At 70.2% G+C, this 15,570-nt stretch carries 16 protein-coding genes and 4 tRNA genes; 16 read left to right on the forward strand and 4 right to left on the reverse strand.

Annotated elements, in window-relative coordinates; all coding sequences use genetic code 11:
• Positions 1-174: 174 nt before the first annotated feature.
• Positions 175-1,437: an ammonium transporter gene (locus EV187_RS09235; protein WP_130352758.1), complete on the forward strand. Its 1,263-nt coding sequence runs from the start codon at positions 175-177 to the stop codon at positions 1,435-1,437.
• A 40-nt stretch (positions 1,438-1,477) separates the two neighbouring features.
• A complete protein-coding gene (locus EV187_RS09240; RefSeq protein ID WP_242609517.1) occupies positions 1,478-2,035 on the forward strand; it encodes a type II toxin-antitoxin system PemK/MazF family toxin in 558 nt (185 codons plus the stop codon).
• Between the two features lie 21 nt (positions 2,036-2,056).
• Here EV187_RS09240 and EV187_RS09245 read toward each other — a convergent pair whose 3' ends face one another.
• Both EV187_RS09245 and EV187_RS09250 read right to left on the reverse strand, forming a co-directional pair.
• Complete coding sequence (locus EV187_RS09245; protein ID WP_130352759.1) at positions 2,057-2,416, reverse strand: VOC family protein; 360 nt, start codon at positions 2,414-2,416, stop codon at positions 2,057-2,059.
• A 109-nt stretch (positions 2,417-2,525) separates the two neighbouring features.
• A tRNA-Val gene (locus EV187_RS09250) sits at positions 2,526-2,598 on the reverse strand.
• A gap of 238 nt (positions 2,599-2,836) precedes the next feature.
• Here EV187_RS09250 and EV187_RS09255 point away from each other — a divergent pair.
• The 3 genes from EV187_RS09255 (at position 2,837) to EV187_RS09265 (ending at position 3,138) form a co-directional block, all read left to right on the forward strand.
• A tRNA-Gly gene (locus EV187_RS09255) sits at positions 2,837-2,908 on the forward strand.
• Between the two features lie 56 nt (positions 2,909-2,964).
• Positions 2,965-3,038: transfer RNA gene (locus EV187_RS09260), tRNA-Cys, on the forward strand.
• 25 nt (positions 3,039-3,063) lie between these two features.
• Positions 3,064-3,138 (forward strand) — tRNA-Val (locus EV187_RS09265).
• Between the two features lie 45 nt (positions 3,139-3,183).
• Here EV187_RS09265 and EV187_RS09270 read toward each other — a convergent pair.
• Together EV187_RS09270 and EV187_RS09275 are read right to left on the reverse strand one after the other, a co-directional pair.
• Entirely contained in the window at positions 3,184-5,253 is a 2,070-nt protein-coding gene (locus EV187_RS09270; RefSeq protein ID WP_130352760.1) for a glycosyl hydrolase family 28-related protein, read from the reverse strand.
• Between the two features lie 217 nt (positions 5,254-5,470).
• A complete protein-coding gene (locus EV187_RS09275) occupies positions 5,471-6,070 on the reverse strand; it encodes a hypothetical protein (protein WP_130352761.1) in 600 nt (199 codons plus the stop codon).
• Positions 6,071-6,241: 171 nt separating this feature from the next.
• Here EV187_RS09275 and thrS point away from each other — a divergent pair, with 171 nt between their 5' ends.
• From thrS to yajC, 11 genes are all read left to right on the forward strand, one after another.
• On the forward strand, positions 6,242-8,134 hold the full coding sequence (gene thrS / locus EV187_RS09280; RefSeq protein WP_242609571.1) for a threonine--tRNA ligase: 1,893 nt from the start codon (positions 6,242-6,244) through the stop codon (positions 8,132-8,134).
• A 1-nt stretch (position 8,135) separates the two neighbouring features.
• Entirely contained in the window at positions 8,136-8,699 is a 564-nt protein-coding gene (locus EV187_RS09285) for an HIT family protein (RefSeq protein WP_130352763.1), read from the forward strand.
• A 116-nt stretch (positions 8,700-8,815) separates the two neighbouring features.
• Positions 8,816-9,718, forward strand: a complete 903-nt coding sequence (pdxS, locus tag EV187_RS09290) for a pyridoxal 5'-phosphate synthase lyase subunit PdxS (protein WP_130353265.1) — start codon at positions 8,816-8,818, stop codon at positions 9,716-9,718.
• Positions 9,715-10,371 (forward strand): pyridoxal 5'-phosphate synthase glutaminase subunit PdxT, encoded by a 657-nt coding sequence (gene pdxT / locus EV187_RS09295; RefSeq protein ID WP_207221794.1) that lies wholly within the window; start codon positions 9,715-9,717, stop codon positions 10,369-10,371. The genes pdxS and pdxT overlap by 4 nt, the downstream gene beginning before the upstream one ends.
• Positions 10,372-10,547: 176 nt before the next feature.
• The gene (locus EV187_RS09300; RefSeq protein WP_165391151.1) at positions 10,548-11,285 is read left to right on the forward strand and encodes a hemerythrin domain-containing protein; all 738 of its coding nucleotides are present in this window, start codon (positions 10,548-10,550) and stop codon (positions 11,283-11,285) included.
• A gap of 64 nt (positions 11,286-11,349) precedes the next feature.
• A complete protein-coding gene (locus tag EV187_RS09305) occupies positions 11,350-11,880 on the forward strand; it encodes a DUF1697 domain-containing protein (RefSeq protein WP_130352765.1) in 531 nt (176 codons plus the stop codon).
• Positions 11,881-12,054: 174 nt separating this feature from the next.
• Positions 12,055-12,810, forward strand: a complete 756-nt coding sequence (locus EV187_RS09310; RefSeq protein ID WP_130352766.1) for a YebC/PmpR family DNA-binding transcriptional regulator — start codon at positions 12,055-12,057, stop codon at positions 12,808-12,810.
• Between the two features lie 10 nt (positions 12,811-12,820).
• The gene (gene ruvC / locus EV187_RS09315) at positions 12,821-13,429 is read left to right on the forward strand and encodes a crossover junction endodeoxyribonuclease RuvC (RefSeq protein WP_207221795.1); all 609 of its coding nucleotides are present in this window, start codon (positions 12,821-12,823) and stop codon (positions 13,427-13,429) included.
• Positions 13,426-14,046: a Holliday junction branch migration protein RuvA gene (gene ruvA, locus EV187_RS09320; protein ID WP_130352768.1), complete on the forward strand. Its 621-nt coding sequence runs from the start codon at positions 13,426-13,428 to the stop codon at positions 14,044-14,046. Before ruvC ends, ruvA begins: the two co-directional genes overlap by 4 nt.
• Positions 14,043-15,104 carry a Holliday junction branch migration DNA helicase RuvB gene (ruvB, locus tag EV187_RS09325; RefSeq protein ID WP_130352769.1) on the forward strand — a complete coding sequence of 354 codons (1,062 nt, stop codon included), beginning with the start codon at positions 14,043-14,045 and terminating at the stop codon, positions 15,102-15,104. The genes ruvA and ruvB overlap by 4 nt, the downstream gene beginning before the upstream one ends.
• Before the next feature lie 99 nt (positions 15,105-15,203).
• Positions 15,204-15,557, forward strand: coding sequence for a preprotein translocase subunit YajC (gene yajC / locus EV187_RS09330; RefSeq protein WP_242609518.1), 354 nt, complete (start codon positions 15,204-15,206; stop codon positions 15,555-15,557).
• The last annotated feature ends 13 nt before the right edge of the window (positions 15,558-15,570 follow it).

Here is a 15,570-nt window from a genome sequence, read left to right on the forward strand (position 1 = left end):
GCATTCCGCGACCGCCCGGATTCACATCGACCGCCCGGGGCCGCGAAACCTGCTGTTTACGTGGAAGGGTGATCCCGTAACCAACGCGAAACACAACACGATCCCTCTCGAAACGTCCCGTCATGAGACTGGACCGCACCAGGTTCCCCACCCCTGCACTGAGAGAGGTTCGAGATGGATCAAGGCAATACCGCGTTCCTACTGATATCGGCGGCACTCGTGCTGCTGATGACGCCTGGACTCGCATTCTTCTACGGCGGTCTCGTGAAGGCGAAGAGCGTCATCAGCATGATGATGCTGAGCTTCGGCGCGATGGGCCTCATCGGCGTGCTCTGGGTCGTGTACGGCTACGCCATCGCGTTCCCCTCCGCCGACGGCCTTGCCGCACCGTGGTCCATCGACTGGTCGGCGATCGGCCTGACCAGCCTCCTCGAGACGCCCGAGGGCGCGGCCTACCCGCCGCTCGCGTTCGTGGGCTTCCAGGCGACCTTCGCGATCATCACGGTCGCGCTCGTCTCGGGCGCCATCGCGGACCGCGCGAAGTTCGGCGCCTGGATGGTCTTCGCGGCGGTGTGGGCGACGGTCGTCTACTTCCCCGTCGCCAGCTGGGTGTTCAACTTCGGCCTCGCCGACGACGGCAGCTTCGCGTACGGCGGCTGGATCACCTACGGCATGCAGGAGTTCTTCGGCGTCGGCGCGCTCGACTTCGCCGGCGGCACGGCGGTGCACATCAACGCCGGTGCGGCGGCGCTCGCCCTGGCGCTCGTGCTCGGCAAGCGCGTCGGCTTCTCGAAGGGCGCGCACGTGCCCCACAACCCGCCGTTCGTGCTCCTCGGCGCCGGCCTCCTGTGGTTCGGATGGTTCGGCTTCAACGCCGGTTCCGAGCTCGCCGCCGACGGCACCGCGGCGCTGGCCTGGATCAACACGCTGGCCGCTCCGGCCGCGGCGCTGCTCGCCTGGCTCGTCGTCGAGAAGATCAAGGACGGCAAGCCGACCTCGGTCGGAGCCGCGTCGGGCGCCGTCGCCGGCCTCGTCGCGATCACCCCGGCGTGTGCGTTCCTCACGCCCGGCTGGGCGATCGTCCTCGGCCTGCTCGCTGGCGCCATCTGCGCGCTCGCGGTCGACCTGAAGTTCCGCTGGGGCTTCGACGACTCGCTCGACGTGGTGGGCATCCACCTCGTCGGCGGCCTCATCGGCACGCTGTACCTCGGCTTCTTCGCCAACGGCACCGGCCTCATCTACAGCGGCAACCTCACGCAGCTGCTGGTGCAGGCGATCGCGGCCTTCTCGGTCCTGGTCTACTCCTTCGTGCTCGCCTACGTCATCGGCTTCATCATCCAGAAGACCATGGGCTTCCGGGTGAAGAACGAGGACGAGATCGCCGGAATCGACACCGTCGTGCACGGCGAGGACGCGTACAAGCTCGAGACCGTCTGACGACCGATCCACCGCGAGGGCGGTGGGGTAGTGTGCGGGTGTGCCAGACACCAGCCGCTTCCTCACCGCCCTCGGGCGTGTCATCCGGTCGCTCGCCGGGGGCCGCTCGACCGGCGCGACGACCGGTGAAGCAGATGCCGCGGCGGCACGCGCCTCGGCGAACGCGGGCCCGGTGTCACCCGGCCGGGCGGGCCCCTCGGCCACGGTCGAGATCGACCCGCGGCGGCTCCGCGACGTGCGCCTCGCCTATACGCCGTCTCGCGACGGGGAACCCGACCCCGGCGAGATCGTGTGGACCTGGGTGCCCTACGAGGAGCGCGACGGGCGGGGCAAGGACCGCCCGGTGGCCATCGTCGCCGCGTCCGGATCCGGGGACTACCTGGCGGTGCAGCTCACGAGCAGGGCCCACGACGGCGACCACGACTTCGTCGCCCTCGGCGACGGCGCATGGGATGCGTCCGGGCGCCCCAGCTGGGCGCGGATCGACCGGGTCTTCCGGGTGCGCGCCGACGGCATGCGCCGCGAGGCGGCGTCCCTCGACGCGCGGCGGTACGCGCGCATCACGGCGGCGCTCGGCGAGCGGTACGGCTGGCGCTGAGGCTGCGCTCGTCCGCCGTGCTCAGTGCTGCGGTGGGCGGTGCAGGCCGAACGGCGACCCCTGGTCGTCGCGGCACAGGCGGAACTCGCCGAAGCGGGCGACGGACTCCTCGTCGTCGCCACCCGGCATGACCTCCACGGTGCCGCCGAGGCGCTCGACGTCCGCGGCCGCGGCCTCGAGGTCGTCGACCTGGAAGAACACGTACGGCGAGGCTCCCTCGTCGCCGCCGTGGACCCCGGCCGGCACGCCGACCCCCTCGATCGCGTAGCCGTCGCCGCCCGGACCGGATTCGAACGACCACCCGAACAGCTTCCCGTAGAAGCTGCGTGCGGTCATGGCGTCACGGCCGCCGAACTCGATGAACGACACCTGTCCGGTCATGGTTCCCCCTCGCGTCGGTGCGTGTGCGCGCCACGGTAGGCGCGGGGAACGGATGCCGCAACGGGTTGCCGAGCAACGAAGAACGCCCCCAGTGGAGTGGGGGCGTTCGTGGGCGATGCCGGGCTCGAACCGACGACCTCTTCCGTGTGAAGGAAGCGCGCTACCAGCTGCGCCAATCGCCCATCTTCGATCGCGGTGCACCGTGGTGACCGCGGACTCGATACTAGCCGACGGAGGCTGGCGAATGCACATCGAGCCGCCCGGCGGGAGAGGAGGATGGCGACTCTCGGGGCTGACACGCCCGGGATCCCGTCGCGGATTCCGGGAATGACCGGGAGGAACGTGCCACGCGGTCCGCTCGGTTTGTGAATCGATCGGGGAATCCGTTAGAGTCTCTCTGCACGCAGAAATGCGGGCAACGCGGATGTGGCGCAGTGGTAGCGCATCACCTTGCCAAGGTGAGGGTCGCGAGTTCGAATCTCGTCATCCGCTCTGATCAGGAATGAGCATACGTTCGTTCCTGTTCTTTTGGTGGTGAACCCATACACGGTGGATTGGCCGAGAGGCGAGGCAGCGGCCTGCAAAGCCGTATACACGGGTTCGAATCCCGTATCCACCTCCAAGCCTGAGAAGCTGCTTCTCGACTTGGGCGATTGGCGCAGCGGTAGCGCGCTTCCCTGACACGGAAGAGGTCACTGGTTCGATCCCAGTATCGCCCACCACGAAGGCCCCGGCATCCGCCGGGGCCTTTCGCGTTCACGGCCGCATCACCATGGAGACGGCGCCGGGGGCGCCACGACCGGCGGGCGGTCGTCGCACGTGATCGTGTTCGGCAGCTCCCACGGTGCGAGCCACGGGCCGGTCGTGTTCACGCCGCTCGAGTCGTTGCCGCCGAGGTCGACGAGCGAGAACTCCGAGCCCGCCGGCGTGAAGTGGAAGGTGCCGCAGTTGTTGACGCCCACGGCGCCGACGTTGCGCGCGTCGACGTTCTCGAACGAGGCCGAGCCCGCGACGCGGGCGCTGACCACCGAGGTCCCCGTGCCGTCGATCCGCAGGTCCTCGAAGTGCACGCCCGAGATCGAGTACAGGTCCTTCACGGGCCAGTCCGACACCAGCATGATCGCGTTGTAGGTGTTGTCGAGGAGGTGGTCGCCGGTCACCCGGATGTCGGCCTGGTCGATCGATCGGTCGAGCGCGTAGAACCAGATCGCGCCGAGCCCGATGTTCCAGTTGAGCTCGTACGTGCCCGCGCGCACGGTGGTGTTGTCGGCGATCGAGAGCGTGCCCGTGAAGGGCTCGGCGCCGAAGCGCGACCCCACGTGGATGCCGCTGCCCTCGCGGATCGGGTCGGCGACGAGGTTGCCGGACACGGTCGTGTCGGTGCCCCCGTAGATCGCGATGCCGTTGGCCAGCGTGGGCGTCTGCACGGTGTTGCGATCGAACGTGTTGCCGGCGTTCGCGAGCCGCTCGGACCACATCGCCAGCCCGTCGTCCCCGGTGTTGCGGACGAACGTGTTCGACACGGACGACGCCGTCACGCCGGTGTGGAAGTTCACGGCGTCGGCGACCTGGTCGACGATGATGGTGTCCGTCACCGTCAGGTCGTGCATCGGGCCGTCGAACCAGAGCCCGACCTTCGTGTGGCGGATGTGCAGTCCGTCGATGGTGGAATCGCTCATCGCTCCGCCGACGCCGTTGACCTGGTCGGTGTCGATGCGCTCGCGCACGTCGCCCTCGATCGCGAAGTCCGACAGGTGCACGTTCGAGCTGCCACCGGCCGTGGCGTCCTTGCCGTAGAAGCCGACGCCCGTGTGCACCGAGCCGTCGGCCGTCGGCTTCTTCAGTGCGACCTCCTCGCCGCGCACGATCGAGTGCCAGTTGCCCGCACCCCGGATCGTGATGTCGTCGACGATGAGATGCTCGTTCACCTGGAAGGTGCCCGCGGGGATGAACACCGTGAGGTCGTGGCGCTGGGCGTACCGGATCGCCGTGCGGAACGCCGGGGCGGCGTCTCGTCCGCCCGTCGGATCGGCTCCGAACGTCGTCACGCTCACGGAGCCGTCGGGCTGCGCCGTCGGCGGTGCCACGAGCTCGGAGTCGAGCAGGTCGATCACCGTCCACGCGGCATCCGTGCCCTGCGGGGCGGTGAGGCGGACGACGGATCCGGCCGCGTACGTCGAGCCCAGGAGCATCCGCTGCTCGTCGTAGAAGTGCATCGGGCGGAACGGCTTCTGCACCTCGAACCCCGCGCCGGGCACGCATCCGCACTCGGTGATCCACCAGTCGGGGTGCAGGAGTCCGGCGTTCGGGTCGTTCGTGAACGGGTACTGGTTGTACAGCCACGCGTACTCCGACGTGAGGGTCATCGTGGCGGCGGGACCGCCGTCGACGCTCACCTCGAGCGGCGCGGTGATGCCGCCGCCCCCCGGGGAGTCGGGGATGCTGTACCGCACGGTGATCGCGTTGGCGGTCGCGGGCAGCGTGAACTCGACGTGCTCGCCCGGGTCGAGTCGCACGGCGGTGCGACCGGATGCCTCGGCGGGCAGCGTGTACGCCGTGCGGTCGGGCCCGATCACCTCCCCGTTCGTCGCGGCGTTCTCGGCCTCCTGCTCGAGGAACCCGACGTCCGCGCCGCGGCCGGCGACGAGGGCGGGGTCGAGTGCCGCGCGGGTGACGACCGGAGCCGGTGCCGCGGGAGCCGCGGACGCTGCGGCGGGGCCGGCGAGGGCGCCGCCGGCGAGGATCGCGACGGCGGCGGCCGCGACGAGCGCGGGATGCGCCGCTCGCGCCCGTGCGCGGCGAGAGGGCGGCGGGAAGGGGCTGGTGGGACGCGTCATCGTCGACTCGTTTCCTCTCGGTGTACGCCATCGGACACGGCGGGCACGTCGACGCCCGCGAGTGAGGCGACTGTATGCCCCGGGTGCGCGGCATCACAAGGGGATGCGAGGGAATGTCGACGTAAAGTCGAGATCTTGCGAGAACGAGCGCAAACGGGCGCAAGTCGTGACGGCCCGGGCGCGCTGCTTGCGCGCGCCGGGTGCAAGGGTCGCCGGTTCAGCCGATCGGCAGCGGGTCGAAGACGAGCGGCGGGTGGCTGATCCGGGTGGTGAACCACGACCAGGTCTCACCCGACGTCTGCTCGATCGCCGCGAAGGTGTCCTGGGCCGGCGGCACGTCGCGGAGGACGACCGTGATCACGCGGCGTCCGCTGAAGCGGATGGAGCCCGGCGCGTCGACCGTGCCGCTGCCGGCGAACCCGCTGGGCGTGAACGCCGCGCGGGTCGGCGCATCCACCGCGAACGTGAACACGTACGTGCCGAGGCCGGTGGCGCCGTACGCACCGGGGTTGAAGTGCACCGAGACGGCCGGATTCCGGTTCGGCGTGGTCCGGAGGTCGAAGCCCGCGAACGGCTCGGGAGTGTCGGTCTGCACGATGGTCGGCCGGATGAGCGTGAGGTTCGTGCGGCCGCGTCCGACCGTGGTCGTGGGGGAGAGCACCTGGATCGGTGCCCAGAAGATCGGGCCGGACCCGAGCTCGCCGGCTCGGCGCTTCGCGACCCAGTCCTCCGCGGTGAGGTCGCTCTCGAACTCGGCGGCCTCGGTCGTCTCGACCGCGGTGCCGCGGTCCTCGTCGTCCTGGTCTGAACTGAACATGAGCAGAACTCTAGAACTCGGATGCGGCGCCGTCATCAGTGTGCGCACCGACCGCCCCGGGCGGGCCCGCCGCCCCGTCGCACTACAGTTGAAGGGTTCGTTTCGACTCAGAGGGAGTGGTACACAGTGGCCGACGGCTTCGAGCTCTTCACCGATCGGTCCGTCGTCGCGATGCGCGTCAACGGCGAGCTCAAGGACCTCGCCACGACGGTCACCGAGTCCGACGACGTCCAACCGGTCACCATCGATTCGCCCGACGGCCTCGACATCCTCCGGCACTCGACCGCGCACGTGCTCGCACAGGCCGTGCAGGCCGTGAACCCCGAGGCGAAGCTCGGCATCGGGCCGCCCGTGACCGACGGCTTCTACTACGACTTCGACGTGGCCGAGCCGTTCACCCCCGACGACCTCAAGGCGCTCGACAAGGAGATGGCCCGCATCGTCCGCCAGGGGCAGCGTTTCGTGCGGCGCGTCGTGACCGACGACGAGGCCCGCATCGAGCTCGCCGACGAGCCCTACAAGCTCGAGCTCATCGGGCTCAAGGGCGGCGCGGGCCAAGGCGACGAGAACGAGAGCGTCGAGGTCGGCGGCGCCGAGCTGACGATCTACGACAACGTCGACCCGAAGACAGGAGAGACGGTCTGGAAGGACCTCTGCCGCGGGCCGCACCTGCCCAGCACCCGCCTGATCGGCAACGGCTGGGCGCTCTCCCGGGTCGCGGCCGCGTACTGGCGTGGTTCGGAGAAGAACCCGCAGCTGCAGCGCGTGTACGGCACCGCATGGCCGAGCAAGGACGAGTTGCGCGCCTACCAGCATCGCCTCGAGGAGGCCGCCCGGCGCGACCACCGCAAGCTGGGCGCCGAGCTCGACCTCTTCTCGTTCCCCGAGGAGATCGGCAGCGGCCTGCCCGTGTTCCACCCCAAGGGCGGCATCATCAAGCGCGAGATGGAGGACTACGTCCGCCGCCGCCACATCGAGGAGGGCTTCCAGTACGTCTCGACCCCGCACATCACGAAGTCGCACGTCTTCGAGCTGTCGGGCCACCTCCCGTACTACGCCGACACCATGTTCCCGCCGATGGAGCTCGAGAACAGCGAGTACTACCTGAAGGCCATGAACTGCCCCATGCAGAACCTGATCTTCCGGTCGCGGGGCCGGTCGTACCGCGAGCTGCCGCTGCGGTTCTTCGAGTTCGGCACGGTGTACCGCTACGAGAAGTCGGGCGTCGTGCAGGGGCTCACGCGCGTGCGCGGTCTCACCCAGGACGACTCGCACAGCTACGTCACCCCCGAGCAGGCGCCGGGCGAGATCAAGCACCTGCTCGACTTCATCCTCGGCCTGCTGCGCGACTTCGGGCTGGACGACTTCTACCTCGAGCTGTCCACCCGCGACGCGGCATCCGACAAGTTCAAGGGCACCGACGAGCAGTGGGCGGTCGCGACCGACGTGCTGCGCGAAGTGGCCGAGGGCTCCGGCCTGGAGCTCGTTCCCGACCCGGGCGGCGCCGCCTTCTACGGGCCCAAGATCTCGGTGCAGGCGCGCGACGCGATCGGCCGCACGTGGCAGATGTCGACCATCCAGTACGACTTCAACCAGCCGGCCGGCTTCGGGCTCGAGTACACGGCGGCCGACGGCTCCCACCAGCAGCCCGTGATGATCCACTCGGCGAAGTTCGGCTCGATCGAGCGGTTCTTCGGGGTGCTCATCGAGCATTACGCGGGCGCCTTCCCCGTGTGGCTCTCGCCCGTGCAGGTCGTGGGCATCCCGGTCGCCGACGAGTACTCCGAGTACCTCGGCGGCGTGATCGACCAGCTCCGACGGGCCGGCGTGCGCGCCGAGCTCGACACGAGCGACGACCGCATGCAGAAGAAGATCCGCACGCACACCACCCAGAAGGTGCCCTTCCAGCTCATCGCGGGCGAGAACGACCGCGCAGGCGAGACGGTCAGCTTCCGGTTCCGCGACGGCAGCCAGGAGAACAGCGTGCCCATCGCCGACGCCGTGGCGCGCATCCGTGCGGCCATCGACGACCGCCGCCAGGTGATGACGAAGGACGACCTCTGACGTGGGCGCCTACGAGACCGACGAGTTCGATGGCGTGCCGACGGATGCCGCGGCCGACCTCGCCGGAGTGCCCGACGCCTTCCAGCGGCTGTGGACGCCGCACCGCCTCGTCTACATCCAGCACGGCCAGCAGCCCGACGAGCACACCTGCCCGTTCTGCCGCGCGCCCGAGATGAGCGACGAGCAGTCGCTCATCGTCGCCCGCGGCACCCACGCCTACGCCCTGCTCAACCTGTACCCCTACAACAGCGGTCACCTCCTCGTGTGCCCGTACCGCCACATCGCCACGTACGACGAGGCGAGCCCAGAGGAGGTCGCCGAGATCGGCGAGCTCACGCAGGTGGCGATGCGGGTGGTGAAGCAGGTCTCGCGGTGCGACGGATTCAACATCGGCATGAACCAGGGCCGCATCGCCGGTGCCGGGATCGCCGAGCACCTCCACCAGCACATCGTGCCGAGGTGGGCGCTCGACGCCAACTTCTTCCCGATCATCGCGGGCACGAAGGCGCTCCCACGCCTGCTCGGCGAGGTGCGGCAGGAGATCGCCGACGCCTGGCCGGCGTAGACCCGAGCGCACGGCGCGGGCTGGACATGGCGTCCACTGAACGCGTGCGCGACCTCCATCGTGGCGCAAGCCGCATCCGTTCCGACGACTAGGATTGACCCATGACCGAGAGCTCCATGCCCGCGCCCGCCGCGACCTCGCTGACCGGTTCGAGCCGCGTCAAGCGCGGCCTCGCCGAGATGCTGAAGGGCGGCGTCATCATGGACGTCGTGACGCCCGAGCAGGCGCGCATCGCCGAGGACGCCGGCGCCGTGGCGGTCATGGCGCTCGAGCGCGTGCCCGCCGACATCCGTGCGCAGGGCGGCGTGGCCCGCATGAGCGACCCCGACCTCATCGAGGCCATCATCGCCGAGGTGTCGATTCCGGTCATGGCGAAGGCCCGCATCGGCCACTTCGTCGAGGCGCAGGTGCTGCAGGCGCTCGACGTCGACTACATCGACGAGTCCGAGGTGCTCTCCCCGGCCGACTACGTGAACCACATCGACAAGTGGGCGTTCAACACGCCGTTCGTCTGCGGTGCGACGAACCTCGGCGAGGCGCTCCGCCGCATCAACGAGGGCGCGGCGATGATCCGCTCGAAGGGCGAGGCCGGCACCGGCGACGTGTCGGAGGCGACGAAGCACATCCGCAAGATCACGTCCGAGATCAACCAGCTGAAGTCCATGACGCGCGACGAGCTCTACGTCGCCGCGAAGGACCTGCAGGCGCCGTACGACCTGGTGCTCGAGATCGCGGAGACCGGCAAGCTGCCGGTGGTGCTCTTCACGGCCGGCGGCGTCGCCACCCCGGCGGATGCCGCGATGATGATGCAGCTCGGCGCCGACGGCGTGTTCGTGGGCTCCGGCATCTTCAAGTCCGGCAACCCCGAGGCCCGGGCGGCCGCGGTCGTGAAGGCGACCACGTTCTACGACGACCCCTCCGTCATCGCGGATGTCTCCCGTGGCCTCGGCGAGGCGATGGTCGGCATCAACGTCGGCGACCTGGCCGCGCCGCACCGCCTCGCCGAGCGCGGCTGGTGACCGCGAACCTCCGCAGCGAATCGCTCGGCGTGGGGGACTCGGCCGCGGCCGGACCACACGTCGGCGTCCTGGCCCTGCAGGGCGACTTCCGGGAGCACGCGCACGTGCTGACGCGCCTCGGCGCGCACGTGTCCCTCGTCCGCCGGCCCGAGGAGCTCGACGCGGTCGACGGCCTGGTCATCCCCGGCGGCGAGTCGAGCGTCATGGACAAGCTGTCGCGCACGTTCGGCCTCGCCGAGCCGCTGCAGGCCGCGATCGCCGACGGGCTGCCGGTGTACGGCACGTGCGCCGGGCTCATCATGCTCGCCGACACCGTGCTCGACGCGATCGCCGGCCAGCAGAGCCTCGGCGGACTCGACGTGGTCGTTCGCCGCAACGCCTTCGGGTCGCAGAACCAGTCGTTCGAGACCGACCTCGACATCCCCGCGCTCGGCGAGGAGCCGATGCACGCGGTGTTCATCCGCGGCCCGGTGGTCGAATCGGTCGGAGCGGCGGCGACGCCGCTCGCGGCGCTGGCCGATGGACGCGTCGTCGCGGTGGAGCAGGGCAACCTGCTCGGCACGAGCTTCCACCCCGAGATCACGGGGGAGTACCGCTTCCACGAGTACTTCCTCGGCAAGGTCCGCGCGCGGACCGCCAGCGCCGTCGAATAGCACCGGGCGTCCCGCGTCGGCGTGGTGCTCCGCAACCGAATGCCTCCCGTTCACGGGGTGCCGACACCGGTGCGGAAGGTGTCCCCGAGGTCTAGGCTTCCGCTCAACGGCTGCCCCGGCGCGCGCCGCACCGGCCGCAGCAGGGTGTCCTGGGCGGCGCGGGAGCGAGGTGCAACGTGGTCACGAGGCTGCCGAGTTCGTCGGAACCCCGACCGGACGGAGAGGCCGTCGGGTGCGACACCACCGACCTCATCCAGGTCCACCGGATATTCCGCTGGCTGTACCGTGAGCTCCCGGGTCGCATCCGGAGCGTCGACGACGGCGACGTCGGCCGGGCCGCGATCATCGCCGACTACGCGTCGATGGACTTCTCCGCCCTCCACCTGCACCACGAGACCGAGGACCTGGTGCTGTGGGACCGACTCGTCGATCGATCGCCGGGATGCGCTCCGCACGTCGAGTTGATGAAGGCCCAGCACGCCGAGGTGGCCGCGGAGCTCGCGGAGGTCGAGCCCCTCGTCGATCCGTGGCGTGCCAACGCGGATGCCGCGAGCCGCGACCGGCTGGCCACGGGCGTCGAACGCATCCGGGACACGCTGATCGTGCACCTCGGGCGCGAGGAGGAGGAGATCGTGCCGGTCGCCGGCGCGGTCCTGACCCAATCGGAGTGGGACGAGATGGGCGAGCACGCCCGCACGGGCATCCAGCAGTCGAAGCGGAACATGCCGCGGGACGTCATGGCGATCCAGCTCGGCCTGATGGTCGCGACCGTGCCACCGGACGAGCGCCCGGAGTGGATCAAGGAGAACCTCCCGGCGCCGATCCGGGTCCTCTACGCACTGCTGCTGAAGCGGAGGTACGAGCGCGCCATGCGCGAGCTGTACCCCGACGGCGTCGTCCCCGCGATTCCGTGAGGGTGGTGCCCGGCGGTCGCGCGCGGCGGTGCGCCGTGTCGGTCGCCCTCGGTAGGGTCGCGTCATGACCCAGTTCGTCGCCCTGCTCCGCGGCGTGAACGTCGGCGGGATCACCGTCACGTCGGCCGACCTCCGCACCCTGTTCGACGAGCTCGGATTCACCGACGTTCGCACGGTGCTCGCCAGCGGCAATGTCACGTTCGCGTCGGCGAAGCGGGAATCGCACGCGGCGCTGAAGGGCCGCATCGAGCGGGCGCTCCGCGATCGGTTCGGCTACGACGCGTGGATCGTGCTCGTCACGCGCGCGGAGCTCGAGCGCGCCGTCGACGCGTTCCCCTTCGAGGCCGACGACGCGAAGCGGCAACCCTGGGTGATCTTCACCTCGGAGGCCGGGGTCGTCGACGAGCTCATGCGCTTCGCAGACGAGGCGGATGCCGACGTCGACCCCCTCGCCGCCGGCGAGGGCGTCGTGTACTGGAACCCGGTGAAGGGCACCACGGTCGGCACCCCGTTCGCCAAGCTGCTCGCGAAGCCCAAGTACAAGCCGCTCACGACGAACCGCAACCTCAGGACCCTCCGGAAGATCCTCGGCTGAGGCCGGCTGCGGCCCCGGGCCGGCTGTGCACGGAGCCGGGTGCGGGGGCGCCGCGGCATCCGGGCGCTCGCTCCGGCTGCGATCGCGCCAGCACGGCGGCCGGGCGCGGTGCGCACGCTGCCATACAATGGTCTGTCGGCGGATGCACCCGCCGAGGAGCGATTCAGGAGCATCATGTCCGGGCATTCCAAGTGGGCGACGACCAAGCACAAGAAGGCCGTCATCGACGCGCGCCGTGCGAAGTCGTTCGCCAAGCTCATCAAGAACATCGAGGTCGCCGCCAAGATGGGCGGAGCCGACCTCTCGGGCAACCCCACACTGGTCGACGCCGTGCAGAAGGCGAAGAAGACCTCGGTCCCGAACGACAACATCGACCGCGCCATCAAGCGCGGCGCCGGTCTCACCGGCGAGTCGATCGAGTACACGACCATCATGTACGAGGGCTATGGCCCGAACGGCGTGGCCCTCCTCATCGAGTGCCTCACCGACAACAAGAACCGCGCGGCCGCGGAGGTGCGCACGCTCATGAGCCGCAACGGCGGCACCATGGCCGACCCCGGCAGCGTGGCGTACAACTTCGCACGCAAGGGCGTCATCGTGGTCCCCGCCGAGGGCACGACGGAGGACGACGTGCTCGCCGCCGTGCTCGACGCCGGCGCCGAGGAGGTCACCGACGAGGGCGAAACGTTCGAGGTGATCACCGAGGCATCCGACATGGTCGCCGCACGCACCGCGCTGCAGGAGGCCGGCATCGACTACGACTCCGCCGACGCCGCGTTCGTGCCGAATCTCAAGGTCGAGATCGACGCAGAGACCGCGCGCAAGGTGTTCCGCCTCATCGACGCACTGGAGGACAGCGACGACGTGCAGAACATCTACAGCAACTTCGACCTCTCGGCAGAGGTGCAGGCCGAGCTCGAGGCGGAGTAGGCCGATCGCCGTGCGCGTGCTCGGCATCGACCCGGGGCTCACGCGCTGCGGCGTGGGCGTCGTCGACGTCGATCCGAACCGCACCGCCCGGCTCGTCGACGTGGTCGTGCTGCGATCGCCGGCGGACCTCGACACCCCGCGCCGGCTCGCGAGGATCGCCGACGGGATCGAGGCGATCATCGAGGAGCACCGGCCGCAGGCCGTCGCGCTCGAGCGCGTCTTCGCCAGGAGCGACGTGTCGACCATCATGGGCACCGCCCAGATCTCGGGCGTCGCCATGCTCATCGCCGCCCGCCGGGAGCTGCCGGTCGCGCTGCACACGCCGAGCGAGGTCAAGGCCGCGATCACCGGCTACGGCCGTGCCGACAAGGCCCAGGTTGGTGCGATGGTCGCGCGCATCCTGGGACTCGAGGCCGTGCCGAAGCCGGCGGATGCCGCGGACGCGCTCGCGCTGGCGATCTGCCACGCCTGGCGCACCGGGGGAGTCGCCGGCGCGGCGGTGCTCGACGCGGCCGCGCCGCCCGTCGAGGGCGCGGCGCTCACGCCGGCCCAGCGCGCATGGATCGCCGCGGAGCGTTCCGCGGCCGTGTCGGGGGCGGCCCGTAGGGTGAAGGAGTGATCTCCTCTCTCCGCGGCCGCGTGCTCACGGCGGCCGGCAACTCGGTCGTGATCGAGGTCGGCGGCGTGGGGTTCCATGTGAACGCCACACCCGCGCTCGCCCTCGCCAGCCGCCCGGGTGAAGAGATCACGGTGCACACGAGCCTCATCGTGCGCGAGGACGCGCTGACCCTGTTCGGGTTCGCCTCGCGCGACGAGCTCGACGTCTTCGAACTGCTCATCGGCGTCACCGGCGTCGGCCCGAAGTCGGCGCTCGGCGTGCTCTCCGCGCTCTCGCCCGAGCAGGTGGCCGCGGCCGTGCAGGGCGACGACGACGCCGTGTTCCGCAAGGTGAGCGGCATCGGGCCGAAGACCGCCAAGCTGATCACGGTGTCGCTGGCGGGCAAGCTCGTCGCGACCACGACGAGGCCGGCTCCCGCCGCCGTCGTCACGGGCGGCGTCGCCGAGAGCGTCCTCGCCGCGCTCACCGGGCTCGGCTGGTCGGAGCGCGTCGCCGCCGACGCGGTCGACGAGACGATGGCCGCGGCATCCGAGGTCGAGGCGGCATCCGTTCCCGCGGTGCTCCGCCTGACCCTTTCGCGCCTGGGTCCCGCCCAGCAGACCGGGAGGGCGAGATGAGCCGCGGCCTCGACGACGACGACCTCGACGTCGATCTCACCGATCCGGTGCTCGCCTCCGAGGCCGAGCTCGCGTTCGAGGGCGCCCTGCGGCCGCGCAGCCTCGCGGAGTTCGTCGGGCAGACCCGCGTGCGCGGGCAGCTGCAGCTGCTGCTCACGGCCGCCACACTGCAGCAGCGCACGCCCGACCACATCCTGCTCGCCGGCCCGCCCGGGCTCGGCAAGACGACGCTGGCCATGATCGTGGCCCACGAAGGAGGCCGGCCGCTGCGCATGTCGAGTGGCCCCGCCATCCAGCACGCGGGCGACCTGGCCGCCATCCTCAGCTCGCTCGTGCCCGGCGAGGTCCTGTTCATCGACGAGATCCACCGCATGGCGAGGTCGGCCGAGGAGATGCTCTACCTCGCGATGGAGGACTTCCGCATCGACATCATGGTGGGCAAGGGCGCGGGGGCCACGTCGGTTCCGCTCGACCTCGCGCCGTTCACCCTCGTCGGCGCCACGACTCGTTCGGGCCTGCTGCCGAACCCACTGCGCGACCGCTTCGGGTTCACCGCGCACCTCGAGTTCTACGACGAGGCCGAGCTCGAGCAGGTGCTGTCGAGGGCGGCCAGGATGCTCGGGCTCGCCGTCGACGGGGAGGCGCTCGCCGAGATCGCCGGGCGCTGCCGTGGAACGCCCCGCATCGCCAACCGGCTGCTGCGCCGCGTGCGCGACTACGCGCTCGTGCACGGACGCGACGCCGACGTGGAGGCCGTGCGAGCGGCTCTCGACCTCTACGACGTCGATGCGCTCGGCCTCGACCGACTCGACCGGGCCGTGATGCAGACGATCCTCACGAGGTTCGGTGGAGGGCCGGTCGGACTCAACACCCTCGCCGTCTCCGTGGGCGAGGAGTCGGAGACCATCGAGGCCGTCGTGGAGCCCTTCCTGGTGCGCATCGGGCTCATCACGCGCACGCCTCGCGGCAGGGTCGCGACCCCTGCGGCGTGGCGCCACTTCGGGCTCGCGGAGCGGGCCCCCGAGGGCGCAGCGACCCTTCCCATCGATGACCTATAATCCATTGAGGCTTCGTCCTCAACGCCGTCGACTTCGTGCGGCACGCCGCACACCGGAAGGTACCTCCCCCTCATGACGTTCGATCCGTTCACTATCATCATGCTCGCCGTCCTGGCGGTGCTGATCTTCTTCATGTTCCGCAACTCGCGCAAGCGTCAGGCCGACGCGCGTGAGCTGCAGTCGAAGGTCCAGCCGGGCGCGAAGGTGATGACCAACTTCGGCGTCTTCGGCACCATCCTCTCCATGGACGAGGAGGAGAACCAGGTCCTCCTCGAGACCTCGCCCGGCACGGTGCTCACGGTGCACCGGCAGACCATCGCCCGGGTCGTGGAGCCGGCCGAGGTCGAGGCCGTGACCGAGGTCGGCCCGGCAAACGGCGAGCCCGAGTTCGGCGAGCGCGTCGACGACACCCCCAACGACGAGGCGCCCGAGACCAAGAAGTCGGACGACTAAGGCTCCCCAACCC

It is taken from the genome of Agromyces ramosus (assembly GCF_004216665.1).
GTDB lineage: Bacteria > Actinomycetota > Actinomycetes > Actinomycetales > Microbacteriaceae > Agromyces > Agromyces ramosus.